Consider the following 20,443-nt stretch of genomic DNA (forward strand, 5'->3'; position numbering starts at 1 on the left):
TAACAGAACTGTCATCCAGCCGTCTTAATCCGCTGACGTATCGCAGGCAGTTTCCCGGCCGAAACGCACCGAACCCGGCGCGTTCCTGATTCCTGCGCTGATCGGACCGGATGATCTGGATTTTCCTGCTGCTGCTGATCGCCTTCGCCGTCCTGGCCTATGTGGCCGGGCGGGCCTTGGCCGTTCGTCGGAGCCAGGGGGCGAAGTCGCATTCGCGTCCTGGCCAACACGGGCTTTACGCCCTGATTTGGGTCGGGGTTCCGGCGCTGGCGATGCTGATCGCCGCCTCGGTCTTCTCGACCTCCATCGAGCAGCAGATGATGCGGGCGGGCGCGCCTGACAGCGTCACCCAGCTGGAGCCGTTCCGCCGCGAAGCCTTCTTCGCCGACGCCCGTCTGGTCGGAGCGGGGCAGGAGGCGCGCCAGATCTGGCCCGCGCCCTATGCCGAAGAGCTGCCGGCCGAGGGCCGCCGCGCCCATCGCATCGCTGCGGCCTTGAACTGGGGCGGGGGCGTCGCCGCCCTGATCGCCGCCGTGCTGGGCGGCTTGTTCGTCTTCACCCGCATCCGTCCCGACCTGCGCGCGCGCAACAAGGTCGAAGGCTGGATCACCGGCGTCCTGTTCGCCTGTTCGGCGGTGGCGGTGCTGACCACGGTCGGCATCATCTTCTCGCTGGTGATCGATTCCTTGCGCTTCTTCAGCATGGTGCCGATCACCGAGTTCCTGTTCGGGACCAAGTGGAGCCCGCAGATCGCCATCCGCGCCGATCAGGTCGGGTCGTCGGGCGCCTTCGGGGCCGTGCCGCTGTTCGCGGGCACCTTCCTGATCATGGCCATCGCCATGGCGGTGGCCGCCCCGATCGGCCTGTTCTCGGCCGTCTATCTGTCGGAATATTCGGGCAAGAAGACCCGCGCCCTGGTCAAACCTGCGCTGGAGGTTCTGGCCGGGGTGCCGACCGTGGTCTACGGCTTCTTCGCCGCCCTGACGGTGGGGCCGGCGCTGCGCGTCTTCTTCAACGGCATCGGCGAGATGCTGATCGGCGGGCCGTTCAATGAGCTGGGCCTCTATCTGTCGCTGGTCCAGAACCAGATGGCCCTGGTCGCGGGCGCGGTCATGGGGATCATGCTGATCCCCTTCGTCAGCTCCCTGTCGGACGACATTCTGAACGCGGTGCCGCAGTCCCTGCGCGACGGCTCCTACGCCATGGGCGCCACCAAGTCCGAGACGATCAAGAAGGTGCTGCTGCCCGCCGCCCTGCCGGGCGTGGCCGGGGCCCTGCTGCTGGCCGTGTCGCGCGCCATCGGCGAGACCATGATCGTGACCATGGCCGCCGGTCTGGCCGCCAAGCTGACCCTGAACCCGCTGGAGACGGTCACGACCGTCACCGTCCAGATCGTCACCCTGCTGACCGGCGACCAGGAGTTCAACAGTCCCAAAACCCTGGCCGCCTTCGGCCTGGGCCTGACCCTGTTCGTCGTCACCCTGCTGCTCAACATCGTCGCCATGCGCATCGTGCAAGCCTATCGGGAACAGTATGACTGACGCCGCCTCTCCCTCGACCGGCGTCAGCCCGCGCACCCAGCGTCTGAAAAGCCGCCTGCGCGCCCGCTATGCGCGTGAGACCCGTTTCCGCTGGTACGGCCGTGCGGCCATCGGCGTGGCCCTGACCTTCCTGGTGATCCTGCTCGGCAGCATCGTCACCCAGGGCTACACCGCCTTCTACGCCCATACCGTGACCCTGCCGGTCTATATGGACCCGGCGCGGATCGACCGTTCCTATCCGCAGGGCGCCAATTTCGAGCAGATCGTCGCCGAGCAGCAGATCCGCCGCCTGGGAATCCAGGACGACGAACAGGGAACCAAGGCCTCGGCCATGAAGGCCCTGCTGTCCTCGGAGCTGAAGTTCCAGGCCGCCAAGATGATCGCGCGCCAGCCCGGCCTGCTGGGCCAGACCGTGCCGGTCGGCGCGCCGCTGTCGGACGACGCCGAGATGTATCTGAAGGGCAAGATCACCCGCGATCAGCCCGAGGACCAGCGCCGCGTCACCAATGAGCAGATGGACTGGCTGGACCGGATGAAGGCCTCGGGCGCGGTGCGCGCCCACTTCAACGCCGCCCTGTTCACCAAGGGCGACTCGACCCAGCCGGAGCTGGCGGGCCTGCTGGGCGCCGTGGTCGGTTCGGCCCTGATGCTGATGGTGACGGCCCTGATCGCCATTCCGGTCGGCGTCGGCGCTGCGGTGTGGCTGGAGGAATATTCGCCGCGTAACCGCATCACGGCGATCATCGAGGTCAATATCAACAACCTGGCCGCCGTGCCGTCCATCGTCTACGGCCTTCTGGGCTTGGCGCTGTTCATCAACTTCATGCACCTGCCGCGCGCCAGCCCGCTGGTCGGGGGCCTGGTGCTGGCGCTGATGGCCCTGCCGACCATCATCATCGCCACCCGCTCGTCGCTGAAGGCGGTGCCGCCCTCGATCCGCGAGGCGGCCCTGGCCATGGGCGCCAGCCGCACCCAGACGGTGTTCGGCCACGTCCTGCCGCTGGCCATGCCCGGCGTGATGACCGGCGCCATCATCTCCATGGCCCATGCCCTGGGCGAGACGGCGCCGCTGCTGCTGATCGGCATGATCAGCTTCGTGCCTGGCGTGCCGCACGCCATCGACGAGCCCGTCGGCGCCCTGCCGTCGCTGATCTACATCTGGGAGAACGCCTCTGAGCGCGCCTTCCACGAACGGACGGCGGCCGCCATCCTTGTCCTTCTCGCCTTCATGATCGTCATGAACGCCGCCGCAGTCCTGCTGCGCCGTCGCTTCGAACGCCGGTGGTAAATCTTATGAAGTCCCGCATCTTCCGCGCTCCCGACGGCTCGTCGACCGGCGCCGCCTCCTCTGAAGCCGCCACCCTGTCGACCGCCCCGGCCGTCGGCGCCCACGCCTCGGCGCCGCTGGGTCCGATCAAGATCGCCGCGCGCGACGTCTGCGTCTTCTATGGCGAGAAGCAGGCCCTGTTCGACGTCTCGCTGGAGATTCCGGACAAGACGGTGACGGCGCTGATCGGCCCGTCGGGTTGCGGCAAGTCGACCTTCCTGCGGACCATGAACCGCATGAACGACACCATCCCCGGCACCCGCGTGACCGGCCGGATCGACATGGACGGCGAGGACATCAACGATCGCAAGATCGACCCGGTGCTGCTGCGCGCCCAGGTCGGCATGGTGTTCCAGAAGCCGAACCCCTTCCCCAAGTCGATCTATGAGAACGTGGCCTATGGGCCCAAGATCCACGGCCTGGCCTCGACCAAGGGCGAGATGGACGAGATCGTCCAGAAGTCGCTGAAGCGCGCCGGTCTGTGGGACGAGGTCGCCGACCGCCTGCACTCGCCGGGCACCGGCCTGTCGGGCGGCCAGCAGCAGCGTCTGGTCATCGCTCGCGCCATCGCGGTCGAACCCGAAGTCATCCTGATGGACGAGCCTTGCTCGGCGCTGGATCCGATCGCCACGGCCAAGATCGAGGAGCTGATCGACGAACTGCGCGAGCGTTACTGCATCGTCATCGTCACCCACTCGATGGCCCAGGCGGCCCGCGTGTCGCAGCGCACGGCCTTCTTCCACATGGGCAAGCTGGTCGAGACCGGCGACACCGAAGAGATATTCACCAACCCGCGCGAAAAGCGCACGCTCGATTACATCACCGGCCGCTTCGGCTGAGGACGCGACGATGAACCAGCATACGGTCAAGGCTTACGGCGACGAGCTGAACCAGTTGACGGCCGAGGTGGTCCGCATGGGCGGCCTGGCCGAAGCCCAGGTGGCGGACGCCATCGAATCCGTCGCCCGCCGCGACGTGGCGCTGGCCAAGGCGGTGGTCGAGCGTGACAACCGCCTGGACGCCCTGCATCGCGACATCGAAAAGAAGGCGATCCGCCTGATCGCCCTGCGCCAGCCGGTCGCCAGCGACCTGCGCCGGACGCTGGGGGCGATGAAGCTGGCCTCGGACCTGGAACGGACCGGCGACCTGGCCAAGAACATCGCCAAGCGGGCGCTGATCCTGGCCGAGGCCGAGCCGATGCAGCCCCTGACCCGCTCGATCGAGCGGATGGGACGGCTGGTGTCGAACCGCCTGCGCGACGTGCTGGACGCCTATACGGCCTCGGAGATCGAGCGCGCCCTGTCGGTCTGGCAGACCGACGACGAGGTGGATGAGCACTACAACGCTCTGTTCCGCGAACTGCTCACCTATATGATGGGCGACCCGCGCACGATCACGGCCTGCACCCACCTGCTGTTCATGGCCAAGAACCTGGAGCGGATCGGCGACCACGCGACCAATATCGCCGAGACGGTCCACTATGAGATCACGGGCGAGGAGATGCTGGGCGAGCGGCCGAAGGCCGTGCCCGGTCCCGGCGAAGAGCCGACGCCGACCCCCCATCTGTCTGCGTCCCCCGACGCGGCGGACGACTGACACCCCTACATCGCTGACGACTTCGACGAACCGGAGAGGCTGACGTGCAACCCTATATCCTGGTGATGGAAGACGAGGACGCCCTGGCCACCCTGCTCCAGTACAATCTGGAGAAGGAAGGCTATGACGTGGCCGTCGCCGCCGACGGCGAGGAGGGGATGCTGCAGATCGACGAGCGCACCCCCGACCTGATCCTGCTGGACTGGATGCTGCCCAAGCTGTCGGGCATCGAGGTCTGCCGTCGCGTGCGCGGCCGGGCCGAGACCCGCAACCTGCCGATCATCATGCTGACCGCGCGCGGCGAGGAGACGGACCGCGTGCGCGGCCTGGACACCGGCGCCGACGACTATATGACCAAGCCCTTCTCGATGACGGAGCTGACCGCGCGCATCCGCGCCGTGCTGCGCCGCATCCGTCCGGGTTTGGCCGACGACCGGGTCAACCACGCCGACATCATCATGGACCGCGTCGCCCACCGCGTCAGCCGCGCGGGCCGCGAGGTGCATCTGGGGCCGACGGAGTTCCGCCTGCTGGACCACTTCCTCAAGCATCCGGGCCGGGTGTTCAGCCGCGAGCAGTTGCTGGACGCGGTCTGGGGCTCGGACGTCTACGTCGAGGCCCGCACGGTGGACGTCCACGTCGGCCGCCTGCGCAAGGCGCTGAACGTCGAAGGCACGGTCAACCCTATCCGCACCGTGCGCTCGGCGGGCTATTCGCTGGATTTGAATAACTAGGCGGTGACTCCTGCAGCGCGGGCCACGCCGCTCTACGACGCGCCACGGCTCCCCATCCCCTGCCGTCATCCTCGGGCTTGACCCGAGGATCCAGCCGTCCGCCTGCACGGCGTTGAACGGGTGAGCGCGCCGTCGCCTTGGATCCTCGGGTCAAGCCCGAGGATGACGGCGTGTAGAGGCGGGAAACGGCGCGTATGGGGCGAAGCCCGGGCGTGTGGGGCGGGGAGAAGGAAGCTTAAGTTTTCTTCATCTGCATCCGCTCGCCCCTGCCGCCGCCTCTGAACGACGACGTCGCATCGGGGGAGGGAAGTCATGCCGGACGCAGTGATCGCCATGTGGGGCTGGCTCGGCGCTGTCGCGCTGGCGGCTGGGGCGGCGGCCGTGCTGTCGCGCGGCAAGGTGCGCTGGGGCTGGCTGGCGGCGGGCCTATTGCTGATGGCGGTCTATGACGCCGTGCTGACGCGCGGCTATGGTCATATCCCGCTGGATTTCGGATCCTCGCGCTGGAACTGGGAGGGCAAGACGCTGGCCGTGCTGCTGTCGCTGGCGGTCGCCAGCCTGCCCGTCGTCGGATGGCGGCGCAGCGGCCTGACCCTGCATCAGGACCGGCAGGGGCTGAAGGGGGCGCTGATCCTATCGGGCCTGCTGGTCCTGCTGTTCCTCGGCTTGGCGATCTGGGCGCCGGGTGAAGCGTTCGACGCCGACAGCCTGGCCTTCCAACTGACCATGCCGGGGCTGGACGAGGAGATATTCTATCGCGGCGTGCTGCTGCTGATCTTGAACGAGGCGTTCGGGCGGCCGGTCCGCGTGCTGGGGGCGCCAATGGGTTGGGGCACCGTGCTGACCGCGCTGGCGTTCGGCCTGACCCACGCCCTGGGCTATCAGGACGGCGGCTTCACCTTCGACTGGGCGCCGATGGCGACGACGGGGCTGGCGGGCCTGTTGCTGGTCTGGCTGCGTGAAAAGACCGGCAGCGTACTGCTGCCGGTCCTGCTGCATAACTACGGCAACGCCGTCTTCATGCTGATCTGAGGGATCAGGCCTCGGCCGTTTCCAGCTCGGTCGGGTCGATCTCATAGGCGGTCGAGCAGTATTCGCATGTCACGCGGATCTTGCCGTCGTCCTCGACCATTTCGGCGCGTTCTTCCGCCGGGAAGGACTGCAGCACGCCGGCGATGCGGTCCTTCGAGCAGCGGCAGACAGCGGCCAGGGTCTTGGCGCCTTCCAGCCGCACGCCGTCCTCGTGGAACAGGCGATACAGCAGGGTCTCGGCGCTGATGGTCGGGTCGATCAGCTCGTCGTCGCCCAGGGTGGCGAACAGGGCGCGGGTGCGCTCCCACACTTCTTCGGTCGAGCCGCGCGACTCGTCGCCGGCGATGACCTGGATCATCGCCCCGCCCGCGCGCCATGTGCGGCCCGCGTCGGTTTCGACCTCGCCGACGGCCAGGCGCACCTTGGTCGGCACCTGTTCGGACTGGGAGAAGTAGTGTTCGGCGCACAGCGACAGGCTCTCGCCCTCGATGGGGGTCACGCCCTGGGTGCGTTCGAAGTCGGCGCCGCGATCCACCGTCATGATGAAGACGCCGCCGCCCAGAAGGGTCTTGGCCCCCGGACGGGCGAAGCCTTCGGACGCCTTGGCCACTTCTTCCGGGTCGAACCGGCAAAAGCCGCGCAGATGGCCGTCCGTGCCGTAGTCGGCGACGACGTAGCGCACCGGGCCGTCGCCCTGGGCCTGAACGATCAGGCGGCCGTCGAACTTCAGCGCCGAGCCGACGATGGCGGCCAGCACGCAGGCCTCGCCCAGCAGGGCGGCGACCGGTTCGGGATAGGCGTGGGCCGACAGGATCTTGTCGACCGCTTCGCCCAGGCGGACCAGGCGGCCGCGCACCGGCCAGCCTTCGATCTGGAAGGCGGCGGCGAAGTCGTCCGTCGGAGCGGCGATGGGGGCGTCGGGCGCGTGATCGGTCACGGCGTGAAATCCTGAAAACTGTCGGAAGCGGCGCAACATAGGGAGCCGAAGCCCGCTTGGTAAGGGGAGGGCGTGTCGCCCGCGCCACGAGCGAGCGCGGTTCGACAGGCTTGACCGGGACAAGGGAACCCTTTGTGCTGAAGCTCGCTCCCTTAGCTGAAATCCGCTTCCTTCCCCATCCGCTTACAAGAGGTCTGACATGATGGATCGTGAGTTCAACGTCGTGGACGAGGTCCGCAAGCACCCAGGCGTCGTGGCGGGCGTCGTGGCCGTCCTGGCGGGCGTGGGCATGGCGACCATCCTGCTGAACCAGCGCTCCGGCCCGACCCGCTATGAGCGGATCAAGACGCGCATTGACCCGCGCGGCTGGTTCGACGCCGAGGCCTTGCGTCACCGCTTTGACGACATTGCGCGCGGCGTGCGTCATGGGGCGGACGACCTGACCCATCGCGCGGCCGACCTGGGCGACTACGCTCATGAACGGGCCGGACGTTTCGGCGCCGACGCCCGCGATCGGGCCGACCAATGGTATCGCCGGGCCAGGAAGGAATCGCGCCGTCCGATGCGCCGCTACACCAAGCAGGCGCGCCGCTATGCCGAGGACGCCGGCGACTTCGCCCGCGATCACGCCAAGGAAGGCGGCGCCCTTCTGGCCGTGGCCACCATCGCCGCAATGATCGGCGCGGCGGCCCTGGAAAGCCGCCGCCGGGGCGGAAACGGCGGCCGCTGAGCCGGTTTTCAGCGGCAAATAGAAAAATCATGCGGAAAGGGGTGCTGAGGCGCCCCTTTTTATTGCTGCGGGTGCGAAGAAGGTCTAGAGCCCGCGCATGATCTCGCCCGTCTTCATCTTCGACTTCGATTCCACCCTGGTTCGCATCGAAACGCTGGAGGCGCTGGCCGATCTGGCGCTGAAGGACGCGCCGGACGCCGCCGAGCGCAAGGCCCGGATCGCGGCCCTGACCGACGACGCCATGAACGGCCGCATCGGCTTCGGCGAGGCGCTGAAGCAGCGGCTGGACCTGCTGGCTCTGCGCCGTGAACACGTCGAGACTCTGACCGATCGCATCCTGGACGAGGCGACGGTCTCCATTCGCCGCAACGTCGACTTCTTCCAGCGCAACGCCGAGCGCATCTACATCCTGTCGGGCGGCTTCCGCGAGGTGATCGCCCCCCTGGCCGAGCGGCTGGGCGTGGCGTCCGATCATGTGCTGGCCAACGACCTGATCTATGACGATGAAGGCCGCGTGACGGGCGTGGACACAGCCAACCCGCTGTCGCGCGAGAACGGCAAGCCTGAGGTCATCCGGGCGCTGAACCTGGAAGGGCCGGTAGTCATGGTCGGCGACGGCTGGACCGACGCCGAGGTCAAGATTCAGGGCGCGGCCGACCGCTTCTACGCCTTCACCGAGATCGTCAGCCGCGCCAAGGTGATTGAGGCCGCCGACGCCGTCGCCGCCTCTCTGGACGAGGTGCTGTACGCCGAGGGCGTGGCCGGACGCTGGTCCTATCCGCGCAACCGCATCCGCATGCTGCTGCTGGAGAACGTCCACCCCGCCGCGGTCGAGCGGCTGGAGGAGGCGGGCTATACCGTCGAGACCATGAAGGGCGCGCTGGACGAGGCCGACCTGATCGAGGCGATCAAGGGCGTGCACGTGCTGGGCATCCGCTCCAAGACCAACGTCAGCCGCAAGGTGCTGGACGCGGCGGACCGGCTGATGGCCGTGGCGGCCTTCTGCATCGGCACCAATCAGGTCGATCTGGACGCGGCGGCGGACAAGGGCGTGGCGGTGTTCAACGCCCCCTATTCCAACACCCGCTCGGTGGTCGAACTGGCCATAGGCATGATGATCGTCCTGATGCGCGACGTGGCGGACAAGTCGCGCGAAATGCACAAGGGCGTGTGGAACAAGTCGGCCACGGGATCGCGCGAGGTGCGCGGCAAGACGCTGGGCATCGTCGGCTACGGCGCCATCGGCAGCCAGCTGTCGGTGCTGGCCGAAAACCTGGGCATGCGGGTACTGTTCTACGACCTGTCCGAGCGGTTGGCGCTGGGTAATGCGCGGCGGATGCGCTCGTTGGACGCCCTGCTGGCCGAGGCGGACGTGGTGACGCTGCACGTCGACGGCCGCAAGGAAAACACCGCCATCATCGGCGCTGACCAGTTCGCCAGGATGAAGCCGGGCGCCCTGTTCCTGAACCTGTCGCGTGGCCATGTGGTCGATGTGAACGCGATGGCGGCGGCGCTGAAATCTGGCCGTCTGGGCGGGGCGGCGGTCGACGTCTTCCCCGAGGAGCCGCGCACCAACGCCGACCCGTTCGACAGCCCTCTGGTCGGCCTGGACAAGACCATCCTGACCCCGCACATCGGCGGCTCGACCGAAGAGGCGCAGGAAGCCATCGCCGAGTTCGCGGCGGAGCGGCTGCTGGGCTATCTGAACCGGGGCGACACCACCTTCTGCGTCAACCTGCCCAACGTGCAGCTGGCCGAGGTGACGCGCGCGCACCGACTGCTGCACATCCACCGCAACCAGCCGGGCGTGCTGGCCGAACTGAACCGCGCCCTGTCGGATGCGGGGCTGAACATTCTGGGCCAGCACCTGAAGACGGACGAGCGGACCGGCTATGTCATCACCGACGTGGACCGCGACTATGACCGCGAGGCGCTGACGGCGCTGAAGCAGCTTCCCGGCACGATCCGCTTCCGCCGGCTGCACTGATCGTCGATCACCTTCCGTCACGTCATCTTGCGTCCTGAGAAAAGCGGCGCAGAGTGGCGGGTAACGACCGCATACGGACGGTCGATGGGAGGGAAATCGATGTCTCGTCTTCTTCGCGGAGCGGCGCTGGCCGCTCTGAGTCTGGCCGCCGTATCCGCCGCCGGGGCCGCGTCGGCCCAGAGCTACAACCGTCTGGTGGTGTTCGGCGACAGCCTGTCGGACAACGGCAACCTGTATCTGGCGACGGGCGGATCGACCCCGACCTCGCCGCCCTATGGCGCGGGGCGATTCTCCAACGGGCCTGTGTTCACTGAGAGGCTGGGCTTCACCGCCGCCAACTTCATGGGGCCGGTGACGGGCAGCATCAACTACGCTTTCGGCGGCGCGCGCACCGATAGCCAGGCCCAGCCGCTGGGGATGCGGCTGCAACTGGCCCAGTACCAGCAGCGCGGCGGAACTTTCGGCGCCAATGACCTGGTCAGCGTGCTGGGCGGGGCGAACAACATCTTTCAGGGACTGCCGGCGGCGGGGGTCTCGACCAATCCCACGGCGAGCATCACGCCGGTGGCGCAGAGCGCCGCAGCCGACATCAACTTCATCGTCAACGGCATCGCCCAGGCAGGTGCGGGTACAGTGCTGGTCACGAACCTGCCGAAGCTGAGCCTGACGCCGCAGTTCCGCGGCACAGCGGCCGCGCCGCTGGCCGACTTCGCCGTCACCACCTTCAACGGCGCCCTGTTGACCGGGCTGAACACGACGGCGGCGGCGCGGCCAGGGACGAACATCATCCTGATGGACCTGTTCAAGGTCGGGGACGTGATCGCCAACAACCCAAGCGCCTTCGGCGTGTCGAACGTGACCCAGGCCTGCTTCAACGGCGTGACGCTGTGCTCCAACCCGGACGACTACTTCTATTTCGACGGGGTTCACCCGACGGCCAAGGGGCATGCGGTGATCGCGCGTCTGGCGAACGACTACCTCTACTACGGCGATCTGGGCAGCCAGACGGCGGTGCTGGGCGAGACGGCCTGGCGTCACCGCGAGGACGCGCTGGATGGCTCGACCGCCGCCCTGTCGGGACGTGAGGCGTGGACAGGGGGAACCTCGATCTCGGTCGAGGGGCTGGCGGACAAGACCGAGACCGACGCCCGCGGCGCCATCGGCGAAGCGACTTCCGACGGCTATGGCGTGCGCATCGCCCTGGAGTCGGGGACCGAAGCCTTGCGCTTCGGCCTGGCCGGCTCTTACCGCAACGCCGATGTGGACGCGGGCGCCCTGCGCGCCGACGTCGACAGCTTCGGGCTGGATGTCTACGGCGGCTGGCGCTCGGGCGACCTGTTCGTCAATGCGGCGGCGGGCGTGGCCCAGGACGATTTCAACGACATCAACCGCCTGACCAGCCTGGCGCCGGTCGTCCACAGCGGTTCGACGCGCGGCGTCTCGACGGGCGCGCGGCTGCAGGGCGGCATGTGGTTCGATTTGGGCGGTTTCGCCCTGTCGCCGCGCGCGGCGGTGGCCTGGATCAACGCCGACGTGGACGGCTTCAGCGAGCAGGGACCGGCGGCGCAGTACGCCTATGCCGACCGTTCGGTGCAGGCGACGACGGCTGAGATCGCCCTGCGCGCGGAGGGCGGGACCGAGCGGGTCCGCTTCTACGCCGAAGGCGGTTACCGCGACACGCTGAGCGATGACAGCGACGCCGTGCGCACGGGCATCCTGGGCAACCCGGCCCAGATTCTGGCCCGCGACGTGGATCTGCCGTTCGGCGGGCAGGTGCTGGCCGCCGCCGGGATCGAGGGCACGGTCATGGAGCGGCTGAAGGTGTCGATCGGCTACAAGGGCCGCTTCGGCGACCATGCCGACAGCCATATGGCGGCGGTGAAACTGAGCCTGCCGCTGTAGATCTTGAAACGAAGGTTTCCGAGGTGCGACCCCGTGTCGCCCTCGGAGCGCCCCATTCATGTCCCGGTGAAATTGCAAAAGACGGTCAATTCCGGCCGTCGGCGACGTTGAATTTTCGCCATCCGCGCGCGTGTTTCGCGCCTTTCTGACGGCTCCTCCGCGCTGACCAAGCGCTCAGAATGAGTCGTTAGAGTATGCGTTTAGTTCCTCCGGCCGTGCGGCCGCATGTGATCCGTTTCGGCCAGACGGGCGTCCTGGCCGGTCTGGCGGTTCTGGCCATGGCTGCCGCGCCCGTCGGCATGATTTCCGGCGCGCCCGAGAAGGTCGTCGATATTTCGGCCCCTATCGCCCCGCCGGTGAAGGCGGTGGCTGAACCCGCCGGTCCGGTCACCCGCAAGATCGTCTTCGAGGCCCCGTTGAAGGGCTATCGCATCAACTCGCCCTTCGGCCTGCGCAAGCTGGCGATTGAGGCCAAGGCGCGGGCGCACAAGGGCGTGGACATCGCCGCCCCGACCGGCACCGGCGTCTTCGCCACGACCGAGGGCAAGGTGCTGCGCGCGGGTTATCAGGCGGGCGGCTACGGCAACTTCATCGAGATGCAGCACCCCAACGGCATGACCAGCCTGTACGCCCACCTCAGCCGCATCGACGTTCACTCCGGCAAGACGGTGACGGCGGGCGAGCGCATCGGCCTGGTCGGCTCGACCGGCTATTCGACCGGCCCCCACCTGCATTTCGAGGTGCGCCGCAACGGCGGCCAGATCGACCCCGCCAAGATCGTCGGCCAGAGCTTCGACATCCGCGTGAAGGCCCCGGCCTGAGATGGGCGGGGCGTGCTTTCGCATTTTCGCGTCATTTCCGCTCCAAGGTTTCCCATTTCACGTCATTCCCGGGCTTGTCCCGGGAATCCATAGCCTCGCCCGGTGTCGTCGTGACTCGGCGGCAACTCGCTAAAGCCTGAGCTTATGGATCCCCGGGACAAGCCCGGGGATGACGAAAAAGCGGATTGTCGTTTCATGACCAAACCGTAATGTAAAATACCCTTTCCATTATCTGCGCGCTGTCGTTAGATTCGATCCTTGGGCTTTTTGCAGGGGGACCGAATGGTCGCGGCGCTGACGCTGGACGGAATCAGTAAGAGATACGGCGGCTTTCAGGCCGTCTCCGACCTGAGTTTTCAGGTAGAGAAGGGCTCGATCTGCGGCTTCCTGGGGCCGAACGGGGCGGGCAAGACCTCGACCCTGCGGATGATTCTGGGGCTGCAACCGGCCACCAGCGGCCGCATCGACATCCTGGGCGCGGACGACGGGCGCAAGGTGCGCGACCGGATCGGCTTCCTGCCCGAGGAGCGGGGCCTCTACAAGAAGATGACGCCGGTGGACGCCATCGCCTTCTTCGGCGGGCTGAAGGGCCTGCCCCTGCCCGAAGGCCGCCGTCGCGGCCGCGAGATGTTGGACCAGATGGGGCTGGGCGAGGCCAGCAAGAAAAAGATGAAGGAGCTGTCCAAGGGGATGGCCCAGAAGGTCCAGCTGATCGCCTCGGTGGTGCATCAGCCGGAGTTCGTGATCCTGGACGAGCCGTTCTCGGGTCTCGATCCGATGAACCAGCAGGGGCTGGAGGCCATGATCCGCGCCCTGGCCGACAATGGGGCGACGGTGCTGTTCTCGACCCACGTCATGCAGCACGCCGAGCGCCTGTGCGACAAGGTGGTGCTGTTGGCCCGCGGCCGTAAGGCGTTCGAGGGCACGGTGGACGAGGCGCGGGCGACCTCGCCGCGCTTCCTGGAACTGGAAGGGGCGCTGGACCGCAACGCGGTCGCCGCTCTGCCAGGCGTCGGCGGCATCGAGGTTTTGGCTGAGGACGGTGCCGTCAGCACCCTGCGCGTCGGCCTGACGCCGGGAGCCGAGGCGCAAAGCGCCCTTCGCGCCGCCTTCCTGAGCGGGCTGGACGTGCGGCGGTTCCAGATGAAGGAGCCGACCCTGCACGACGCCTTCATCGCCCTGACTGGGGATCATCCGGACGAAGACCAGTCCGTCTCCAAGACCGATAAAGCGGGAGCCGCCTGATGAACCGGATTCTTCTGATCGCGCGCCGCGAGTTTCTGGCCTACGCCAAGACGGTCGGCTTCTGGCTGTCGCTGCTGGCGTTTCCGCTGTTCGCTGTACTGGGCGGCGCCATTCCGGTGCTGATGAAGCATGCGGAGCCGGTGCGCGAGGCCGTCATCGTCGATGAAACCCCGGCCGGGTCCGGCCTAGCCGCCGCCGTGCGCCAGGCGCTGGAGACCGAACGCGGACGCGCCGATATCGCCGCCCTGCGTATGGCCGCCGTGCCCGAGTCGGGGACGGCGGGGGGCGACCGGGTGCGCGAGGCCGCCGAGAAGGGCGGTTTCGACGCCGGGCTTGAGGCGCTGAAGAAGGAGGCCCCGCGCGCGGCCGCGGGCTTCAAGACGCCCAAGCGCTCCTTTGAACTGGTCGAGGCGCCCGCTGAGCTGACGGCCGCCGCTCCGGGCGAGGCGCGCGACGCCCTGGCCCGCCGCTATGTCGACAAGGATGCGCCCGAGAGCGAGCGTCTGAACGCCGTGGTCTTTCTGACCGAAAAGGACGGCCAGCCCGGTGCGCGCGTCTGGACCGGCCGCGCCACCGACGACGTCGTGGAAGACGCCGTACGCGACGCCCTGAAGTCCGCCAACCGCAGCCGTGTCTTCGTGTCCAGCGGCATCGACCCCTCTGTGGTGGCGCAGACCGAGCGCTTCCGGCCCGAGGTTTCGGTCTTCTCGCCGCGCGCCGCGTCGGGGGGCGAGGTGTCGTTCCGCGACAAGCTGCCGGTCATCGTCGGCATGGCGGTGGGCTTCATCCTGTGGTCGCTGATCATCACCGGCGCCTCCATCCTGCTGAACAGCGTGATGGAGGAGAAGTCGAACAAGATCCTGGAGGTGCTGCTGTCCTCGGCCTCGGCGACCGAGATCCTGGCGGGCAAGGTGCTGGGCGTGGCCCTGCTGACGCTGGCCGTGCTGGGCGCCTGGGGCGGCATAGGCGCTATCGGCCTGATGGCGAGCGTACCTGACGTGGCGCGGGACATCGGCTCGGTGCTGCTGACCGACGGTCTGTTCGTCTACTTCCTGCTGTTCCTGGTCGGCGGCTATCTGATGTACGCGGTGCTGTTCGCGGCCATCGGCGCCTTCTGCGACACGCCGCGCGACGCCCAGACCCTGATGGGGCCGATCATGATGGTGCTGGTCGTGCCGATCCTGGTCATGCAGATGGCCATCCGCACCCCCGACGCCATGGTGGTGAAGGTGATCAGCCTGATCCCGCCTTTCACCCCCTTCGTCATGGCCGCGCGCGCGCCCAGCGGGCCGCCCCTGATCGAGATCATCGGCGGCCTGATCGGCATGTTCCTGTTCGCGGCCCTGATGATCTGGGCGGCGGGCCGCGCCTTCCGCGCCGGCGCCCTGTCGGATGTGAAGCTGAGCTGGAAGAGCTTCATGGGCGCCGTCACGGGCCGGTGAGTCTAAGGGGAGGGAGGCTTGCCTCTCTCCCGCTCACCCCGGCGGAAGCCGGGATCCAGTGCTTTGGCTTCAACGCGCTGCGATCAATGAATAGGCCTCAGACAGGCGCTCTCACTGGGCCCAGGCTTCCGCCGGGGTGAGCGGAGACAAAATGCACAAAGAAAAAGGCCGCCCCGGCGATCCGGGGCGGCCTTTGATCTTTCAGGCGTCAGCGGGTCTTAGCGACCGCGCCCCTTCGGAGCCGGCAGCAGGCCTTCGCGCTGGGCGCGCTTGCGGGCCAGCTTGCGGGCGCGACGGACGGCTTCAGCCTTCTGGCGAGCGCGCTTTTCCGACGGCTTTTCAAAGTGCACGTGACGCTTCATTTCGCGGAAGCTGCCTTCGCGCTGCATCTTCTTCTTCAGGGCTTTCAGCGCCTGATCGACATTGTTGTCGCGGACAAAAATCTGAACCAGGGGTCTCTCTCCTTTGGCCGCCCGCCGCGTCCTTTCCAAGGGAGACGGGCAGACAAAACAAAACCACGCTCGAGAGGAGGGCCTCTCAAGTGAAGGCGCGCTGATACATGATCGGGGGGTGCGTGTCCAGATCGTCGCGCCTAATCGTGATGGCTCGAAACGCCCGCCGGATGGGCGTATCGTGCCGCCCATGATCGAGACAGCCGAGACCGCTCCGAAAGGCGATTGGGCCGACCGCACAGAACAGGCCGTTCTGGACGCGGCCATAGAACGCGCGCCCGCGCTGGGCTGGAACGCGCGCCTGACGCGCGCCGCGTGCGAGGCGTGCGGCCTGTCGCTGGGCGACCAGGAGTTGCTGCTGCCGAACGGCCCGCGCGATCTGGCGGTCCTGCTGTCGCGTCGCCACGACGCACGCGCTTTGAAGGCGCTGGAAGCCACGCCCGCGTCCACGATGAAGATTCGCGAACGAATCGCCGCCGCCGTCTCGGCGCGGATGGAGGCGGGAGCGCAGGACATCGAGGCGGCCAAGCGGTGCGCGGGCTTCCTCAGCCTGCCGACCAACGTCGACCTGGGCTTCAAGCTGGCGTGGGAGACGGCGGATCATCTGTGGCGCTGGGCCGGGGACACGGCGACGGACCAGAATCACTACTCCAAGCGGGCGATTCTGGGCGGCATCCTGATTCCCGCCCTGACGATGCGCTGGTTTGACGGGCGCGAGGCGGCGGAGGGCTTCGTCGCCCGCCGCATCGAAAACGTCATGGCCTTCGAGAAGTGGAAGGCGGGCAAGGACTTTGACGCGCCGGTGCGGACGATCACCGACGTGCTGGGTCGCTTGCGCTACGGCGCCAAGGCCTGACTTCCCTCTCCCGATGGGAGAAGGAAGGCGGGGAGAGGGTTAAAGGATGCGGTTGATGTGGGCCATCTTGCGGCCCGGCCGGGCGTCATGCTTGCCGTAGAGATGCAGGCGGGCGTTCGGCTCGGCGGCCAGTGCGCGCCATTGCTCGACCTCGTCGCCCAGCAGATTGGTCATCTCGACGCGAGCGTGGGCATTCGTCGGGCCTAGAGGCCAGCCGACGACAGCGCGGACGTGCTGCTCGAACTGGTCGCAGACGCAGCCGTCCTGGGTCCAGTGGCCGGTGTTGTGGACGCGCGGGGCGACCTCGTTCACCAGCAGTTCGCCGTCGCCCATGTCGAACAGTTCGATGCCCATGACGCCGATGTAGTCGAGGCCGTCCAGAACGGCGGCTGCGATCTGTTCGGCGCGCGCTTGCGTGGCCGGGTCGACGGCGGCGGGGGCGGTGGTCGTCTTCAGCACGCCGTTCTTGTGGACATTCTCGCCCAGGGGATAGACGGCGACCGCGCCGTCGCGGCCACGCGCGGCGATGACCGACAGCTCGCGCTGGAAGACGGCGGCGGCTTCCAGCACGGCGGGGCGGCGGCCGATGGCGTCGAAGGCGGCCTCGGCCTCTGCGGCGTCGCGGATCCACGCCTGGCCCTTGCCGTCATAGCCCTCGCGCCGGGTCTTCAGCAGGGCGGGCAGGCCAAGCGCGTCGATGGCGTTGGTGAGGTCATCCAGCGTCGTCACGGCGGCGAAGGCCACGGTCGGGGCGCCGACGGCGTTCAGATAGGTCTTCTCGTCCACCCGGTCCTGAGCCACGGCCAACGCCGTCGGTCCCGGCGCGACCAGGGCGCCCGCTTCGGCCAGGGTCTCGACCGAGGCGGCGGGGACGTTCTCGAACTCGAAGGTGACGACGTCGCACAGGCGGCCCAGCGCCTGTAGGGCGTCAGGATCGTCATAGGGGGCGGTGATCTGGGCGCGCGAGACGCGGGCGGCGGGGCTGTCGGGCTGGGGATCGAGGATCACCACGTCGAAGCCCAGGCGTGAGGCGGCCTGGCTCAGCATCCGGCCCAACTGGCCCCCGCCGAGAATGCCGAGGGTCGAGCCGGGAGGCAGGGGAAGATTGGGCATCAGTCTTCGACGCTTTCGGCGACGGATTCGGTCTGGGCGGCGCGGAAGGCCGACAGGCGCTCGGCCAGGGCGGGATCGGACAAGGCCAGGATCTGCGCCGCCAGGATGCCGGCGTTGGCGGCGCCCGCCTCGCCGATAGCCAGGGTCGCGACGGGCACGCCGCCGGGCATCTGGACGATGGACAGCAGGGAATCGAGGCCCTTCAGCGCCTTGGACTGGACCGGCACGCCCAGCACCGGCAGATCGGTCATCGACGCGGCCATGCCGGGCAGGTGGGCCGCGCCGCCTGCGCCCGCGATGACGACCTTGAAGCCCTTGTCCTTGGCCGTGGTGGCGAAGTCATAGAGACGCTGGGGCGTGCGGTGGGCGCTGACGACCTTGGCCTCCCAGGCGACGCCCAACTGGTCCAGGCGGTCGGCGGCCAGCTTCATCGTGGGCCAGTCGGAGCGGCTGCCCATGATGATGGCGACAGGAGGCGTCGTGGCCGGCAGCGTGGAGGCGGTCATGCGCAAAGGCTCCCCATGCGGAAAGCGGCCCGTTACAGCACCCGCGTTGCGCCCGCAACCGAGGACGCTAGACTCAGCTGCGTCGCGGGGCCGTGAGTCGGCCGGAAATGCGGCGTCGGAGCCTGCCTTGAACCACCTGGCCGAACAGACGACCGCTGCGGACGCGAAGGCGGACTTGCAGGCCGAGATCACGCGTCTGCACGCCGAGATAGCGGCCCTGACCGAGCGGGCTGAACGGGCCGAGGCCTTGGCCGATCACGACGTGCTGACGCCGGTGCTGAATCGGCGCGGCTTCATGACGGTGCTGACGCGCAACCTGGCCTATTGCCGCCGCTACGGAGTCGAGGCGGCGCTGCTGTATCTCGATCTGGATGGGTTCAAGGGAATCAACGACGGCCTGGGCCATGCGGCGGGGGACGCAGCCCTGATCGCCGTGGCCGAGCTGTTGCTGGCGAACGTGCGCGAATCCGACGCCGTCGGCCGCATGGGCGGGGACGAGTTCACCGTGTTGCTGATGAACGCCGGCGCCGAGGAAGGGCGCGAGAAGGCGCGGCGGCTGAGCGAGGCGCTGCAGAGCGAAGGCTTCATCTGGGATGAGACGCGGTTGGTGCTGGGCGGCTCGTTCGGCGTGCGCGCATTCGCCGGTCAGACGGATGCGGAGGTCTGGCTGTCCGAAGCCGATGCGGCCATGTGGCTGCGGAAGAAGGCGCGGCCGGAGGCGACGCGCTGAAGAATTGAAAAGGGCGCCGAGGTCAGCCTCGGCGCCCTTAGCTTTAGCCGTTCAGCAGGCTGTTACGGCGGCTGTACAGCAGATAGACCGCCACCCCGATCACGTTCCAGATGACGAAGTTGATCTGGGTCGAGGCCGGCAGGCTGAAGAACAGATAGACGCAGCCGGCGATGGCCACCGGCCCCACCAGCCACCACACCGGGGCGCGGAAGACGCGCGGACGGCCCGGCTCACGGCGGCGCAGCACGATCAGGCACAGGCCGACCGAGGCGAAGGCCACCAGCGTCCCGGCGTTGGCCAGGGCGGCCAGGTCGCCCAGCGGAATGAAGCCGGCGATGATCGCCATCAGCACCGCCGTACCCGCCGTCACGCGCACCGGCCCGCCCGAACGCTCGGACACATGGGCCAGGCTGCGCGGCAGCAGGCCGTCGCGGGCCATGACGAAGAAGATGCGGCTCTGGCCGAACATGAAGGCCAGGATGACGGTGGGCAGGGCGACGACCGCCGCGCCCGCGATCAGGGTGGCCCACAGGTCGGACCCGACGGTGCGGATGATGTGGGACAGGGGCTCGGGCGACTTCATGAAGTCGGTGAAGGGCATGGCGCCCAGGGCGGCGATGGCCACTGCCATGTAGATGGCGACGCAGGCCACCATCGAACCGATGATGCCGATGGTCAGGTCGCGGGCGGGATTGCGGGTCTCTTCCGCCGCCGTGGCTACGGCGTCGAAGCCGTAGAAGGCGAAGAAGATGATGGCCGCCGCCGCCATGACGCCCATCTCGGCGCCGATGCCGTGCGAGAAGCCGTAGGGCATGAAGGGCTTGAGGTTGGCCGGATTGAAGTGGGGCAGGGCGATCGCCACGAAGGCGATCAGGGCGGCGATCTTGACCACCACCAGTACGGCGTTGATTGAGGCGCTCTCCTTGGTGCCGGCGACCAGAAGACCCGCCACGGCGGCGACGATGATGACGGCGGGCAGGTTGACGATGCCGCCCTGCGACGGGGCCGAGGTCAGCATGGCGGGCAGGCCCATGCCGATGCCCTCCATCATGCCCGAGAAATAGCCCGCCCAGCCCACGGCCACGGCCGAACAGACGACGGTGTATTCCAGGATCAGGCTCCAGCCGACCATCCAGGCCGCGCCCTCGCCCAGGGTGGTGTAGGAGTAGGTGTAGGCCGAGCCCGACTCCGGGATCATGGTCGCCAGCTCGGCATAGGCCAGGGCGGCGCAGACGCAAACGATCCCGGCGATGACGAAGGCCAGCATGACCGCCGGTCCGGCCCGCTCAGCCCCGACGCCGATCAGGGTGTAGATGCCGGTGCCGACAATGGCGCCGACGCCCAGGGCGACCAGGTGCGGCCAGGACAGGGTGGGCTTGAGCCCGTTCGCCTTGGGCGCGCCTCCCAGCACAGGCAGGGCCTTGCGGCGTGTCACGAAACTCATGCGTCTCCCCCGGTAGTCTTCGATGGCAAAGTAAAAATATTCGGTATA

General features: G+C 67.9%; 19 protein-coding genes and 1 pseudogene. 15 read left to right on the top strand and 5 right to left on the bottom strand.

All coding sequences use genetic code 11. The features are described 5' to 3' along the window. Positions 1-110 precede the first annotated feature (110 nt). The 6 genes from pstC to EGK63_RS04010 all read left to right on the top strand — a co-directional run bounded on the left by pstC (position 111) and on the right by EGK63_RS04010 (position 6,230). Positions 111-1,541, top strand: coding sequence for a phosphate ABC transporter permease subunit PstC (pstC, locus tag EGK63_RS03985; RefSeq protein WP_125900029.1), 1,431 nt, complete (start codon positions 111-113; stop codon positions 1,539-1,541). Continuing rightward, positions 1,534-2,829: a phosphate ABC transporter permease PstA gene (pstA, locus tag EGK63_RS03990; protein WP_125900030.1), complete on the top strand. Its 1,296-nt coding sequence runs from the start codon at positions 1,534-1,536 to the stop codon at positions 2,827-2,829. Before pstC ends, pstA begins: the two co-directional genes overlap by 8 nt. Positions 2,830-2,834: 5 nt before the next feature. After that, positions 2,835-3,707, top strand: a complete 873-nt coding sequence (gene pstB / locus EGK63_RS03995; RefSeq protein ID WP_125900031.1) for a phosphate ABC transporter ATP-binding protein PstB — start codon at positions 2,835-2,837, stop codon at positions 3,705-3,707. Between the two features lie 10 nt (positions 3,708-3,717). After that, on the top strand, positions 3,718-4,464 hold the full coding sequence (gene phoU, locus EGK63_RS04000; RefSeq protein ID WP_003168860.1) for a phosphate signaling complex protein PhoU: 747 nt from the start codon (positions 3,718-3,720) through the stop codon (positions 4,462-4,464). A 44-nt stretch (positions 4,465-4,508) separates the two neighbouring features. After that, positions 4,509-5,198: a phosphate regulon transcriptional regulator PhoB gene (gene phoB, locus EGK63_RS04005; protein ID WP_003165711.1), complete on the top strand. Its 690-nt coding sequence runs from the start codon at positions 4,509-4,511 to the stop codon at positions 5,196-5,198. 312 nt (positions 5,199-5,510) lie between these two features. After that, on the top strand, positions 5,511-6,230 hold the full coding sequence (locus EGK63_RS04010) for a CPBP family intramembrane glutamic endopeptidase (RefSeq protein WP_125900032.1): 720 nt from the start codon (positions 5,511-5,513) through the stop codon (positions 6,228-6,230). Between the two features lie 4 nt (positions 6,231-6,234). Here the strand turns inward: EGK63_RS04010 and EGK63_RS04015 are convergent, their stop codons facing one another. Continuing rightward, entirely contained in the window at positions 6,235-7,167 is a 933-nt protein-coding gene (locus EGK63_RS04015) for an Hsp33 family molecular chaperone (protein WP_243637558.1), read from the bottom strand. Between the two features lie 199 nt (positions 7,168-7,366). Here EGK63_RS04015 and EGK63_RS04020 point away from each other — a divergent pair, with 199 nt between their 5' ends. The 7 genes and pseudogenes from EGK63_RS04020 (at position 7,367) to EGK63_RS04045 (ending at position 15,294) form a co-directional block, all read left to right on the top strand. Then, positions 7,367-7,897 (top strand): hypothetical protein, encoded by a 531-nt coding sequence (locus EGK63_RS04020; RefSeq protein WP_125900034.1) that lies wholly within the window; start codon positions 7,367-7,369, stop codon positions 7,895-7,897. A 97-nt stretch (positions 7,898-7,994) separates the two neighbouring features. Then, positions 7,995-8,519, top strand: a pseudogene (locus EGK63_RS16980) (HAD family hydrolase); the annotation flags it as partial. A 135-nt stretch (positions 8,520-8,654) separates the two neighbouring features. Continuing rightward, positions 8,655-9,884, top strand: coding sequence for a phosphoglycerate dehydrogenase (gene serA / locus EGK63_RS04025; RefSeq protein WP_371412918.1), 1,230 nt, complete (start codon positions 8,655-8,657; stop codon positions 9,882-9,884). Between the two features lie 99 nt (positions 9,885-9,983). Beyond that, positions 9,984-11,786 (top strand): autotransporter domain-containing protein, encoded by a 1,803-nt coding sequence (locus EGK63_RS04030; RefSeq protein ID WP_125900036.1) that lies wholly within the window; start codon positions 9,984-9,986, stop codon positions 11,784-11,786. 194 nt (positions 11,787-11,980) lie between these two features. Continuing rightward, a complete protein-coding gene (locus tag EGK63_RS04035; protein ID WP_125900037.1) occupies positions 11,981-12,607 on the top strand; it encodes a M23 family metallopeptidase in 627 nt (208 codons plus the stop codon). A 282-nt stretch (positions 12,608-12,889) separates the two neighbouring features. Beyond that, positions 12,890-13,852 (top strand): ABC transporter ATP-binding protein, encoded by a 963-nt coding sequence (locus EGK63_RS04040; RefSeq protein ID WP_125900038.1) that lies wholly within the window; start codon positions 12,890-12,892, stop codon positions 13,850-13,852. Next, complete coding sequence (locus EGK63_RS04045) at positions 13,852-15,294, top strand: ABC transporter permease (protein ID WP_125900039.1); 1,443 nt, start codon at positions 13,852-13,854, stop codon at positions 15,292-15,294. Before EGK63_RS04040 ends, EGK63_RS04045 begins: the two co-directional genes overlap by 1 nt. Before the next feature lie 218 nt (positions 15,295-15,512). Here EGK63_RS04045 and rpsU read toward each other — a convergent pair whose 3' ends face one another. Next, on the bottom strand, positions 15,513-15,746 hold the full coding sequence (rpsU, locus tag EGK63_RS04050; protein ID WP_087139870.1) for a 30S ribosomal protein S21: 234 nt from the start codon (positions 15,744-15,746) through the stop codon (positions 15,513-15,515). Between the two features lie 190 nt (positions 15,747-15,936). Here rpsU and EGK63_RS04055 point away from each other — a divergent pair, with 190 nt between their 5' ends. After that, positions 15,937-16,602 carry a COQ9 family protein gene (locus EGK63_RS04055; RefSeq protein WP_125900040.1) on the top strand — a complete coding sequence of 222 codons (666 nt, stop codon included), beginning with the start codon at positions 15,937-15,939 and terminating at the stop codon, positions 16,600-16,602. Between the two features lie 39 nt (positions 16,603-16,641). On the opposite strand, the gene EGK63_RS04060 is transcribed toward EGK63_RS04055, so the two are convergent. Further along, on the bottom strand, positions 16,642-17,715 hold the full coding sequence (locus EGK63_RS04060) for a 5-(carboxyamino)imidazole ribonucleotide synthase (RefSeq protein WP_125900041.1): 1,074 nt from the start codon (positions 17,713-17,715) through the stop codon (positions 16,642-16,644). Next, positions 17,715-18,206: a 5-(carboxyamino)imidazole ribonucleotide mutase gene (purE, locus tag EGK63_RS04065; protein WP_125900120.1), complete on the bottom strand. Its 492-nt coding sequence runs from the start codon at positions 18,204-18,206 to the stop codon at positions 17,715-17,717. The genes EGK63_RS04060 and purE overlap by 1 nt, the downstream gene beginning before the upstream one ends. A gap of 142 nt (positions 18,207-18,348) precedes the next feature. Here purE and EGK63_RS04070 point away from each other — a divergent pair, with 142 nt between their 5' ends. Continuing rightward, on the top strand, positions 18,349-18,951 hold the full coding sequence (locus EGK63_RS04070) for a GGDEF domain-containing protein (protein ID WP_125900042.1): 603 nt from the start codon (positions 18,349-18,351) through the stop codon (positions 18,949-18,951). A 43-nt stretch (positions 18,952-18,994) separates the two neighbouring features. Here the strand turns inward: EGK63_RS04070 and EGK63_RS04075 are convergent, their stop codons facing one another. Further along, positions 18,995-20,395, bottom strand: coding sequence for an amino acid permease (locus EGK63_RS04075; protein WP_125900043.1), 1,401 nt, complete (start codon positions 20,393-20,395; stop codon positions 18,995-18,997). Positions 20,396-20,443 lie beyond the last annotated feature (48 nt).

The organism is Brevundimonas sp. 357 (assembly GCF_003938605.1).
In the GTDB taxonomy this organism is placed as follows: domain Bacteria; phylum Pseudomonadota; class Alphaproteobacteria; order Caulobacterales; family Caulobacteraceae; genus Brevundimonas.

Coding starts and splice junctions, on each gene's coding strand:
- pstB (WP_125900031.1), top strand. CDS start 2,835: ATGAAGTCCCGCATCTTCCGCGCTCCCGACGGCTCGTCGACCGGCGCC.
- phoU (WP_003168860.1), top strand. CDS start 3,718: ATGAACCAGCATACGGTCAAGGCTTACGGCGACGAGCTGAACCAGTTG.
- EGK63_RS04010 (WP_125900032.1), top strand. CDS start 5,511: ATGCCGGACGCAGTGATCGCCATGTGGGGCTGGCTCGGCGCTGTCGCG.
- EGK63_RS04030 (WP_125900036.1), top strand. CDS start 9,984: ATGTCTCGTCTTCTTCGCGGAGCGGCGCTGGCCGCTCTGAGTCTGGCC.
- EGK63_RS04075 (WP_125900043.1), bottom strand. CDS start 20,395: ATGAGTTTCGTGACACGCCGCAAGGCCCTGCCTGTGCTGGGAGGCGCG.
- EGK63_RS04055 (WP_125900040.1), top strand. CDS start 15,937: ATGATCGAGACAGCCGAGACCGCTCCGAAAGGCGATTGGGCCGACCGC.
- pstC (WP_125900029.1), top strand. CDS start 111: ATGATCTGGATTTTCCTGCTGCTGCTGATCGCCTTCGCCGTCCTGGCC.
- EGK63_RS04060 (WP_125900041.1), bottom strand. CDS start 17,715: ATGCCCAATCTTCCCCTGCCTCCCGGCTCGACCCTCGGCATTCTCGGC.
- EGK63_RS04040 (WP_125900038.1), top strand. CDS start 12,890: ATGGTCGCGGCGCTGACGCTGGACGGAATCAGTAAGAGATACGGCGGC.
- pstA (WP_125900030.1), top strand. CDS start 1,534: ATGACTGACGCCGCCTCTCCCTCGACCGGCGTCAGCCCGCGCACCCAG.
- EGK63_RS04020 (WP_125900034.1), top strand. CDS start 7,367: ATGATGGATCGTGAGTTCAACGTCGTGGACGAGGTCCGCAAGCACCCA.
- EGK63_RS04035 (WP_125900037.1), top strand. CDS start 11,981: ATGCGTTTAGTTCCTCCGGCCGTGCGGCCGCATGTGATCCGTTTCGGC.
- EGK63_RS04045 (WP_125900039.1), top strand. CDS start 13,852: ATGAACCGGATTCTTCTGATCGCGCGCCGCGAGTTTCTGGCCTACGCC.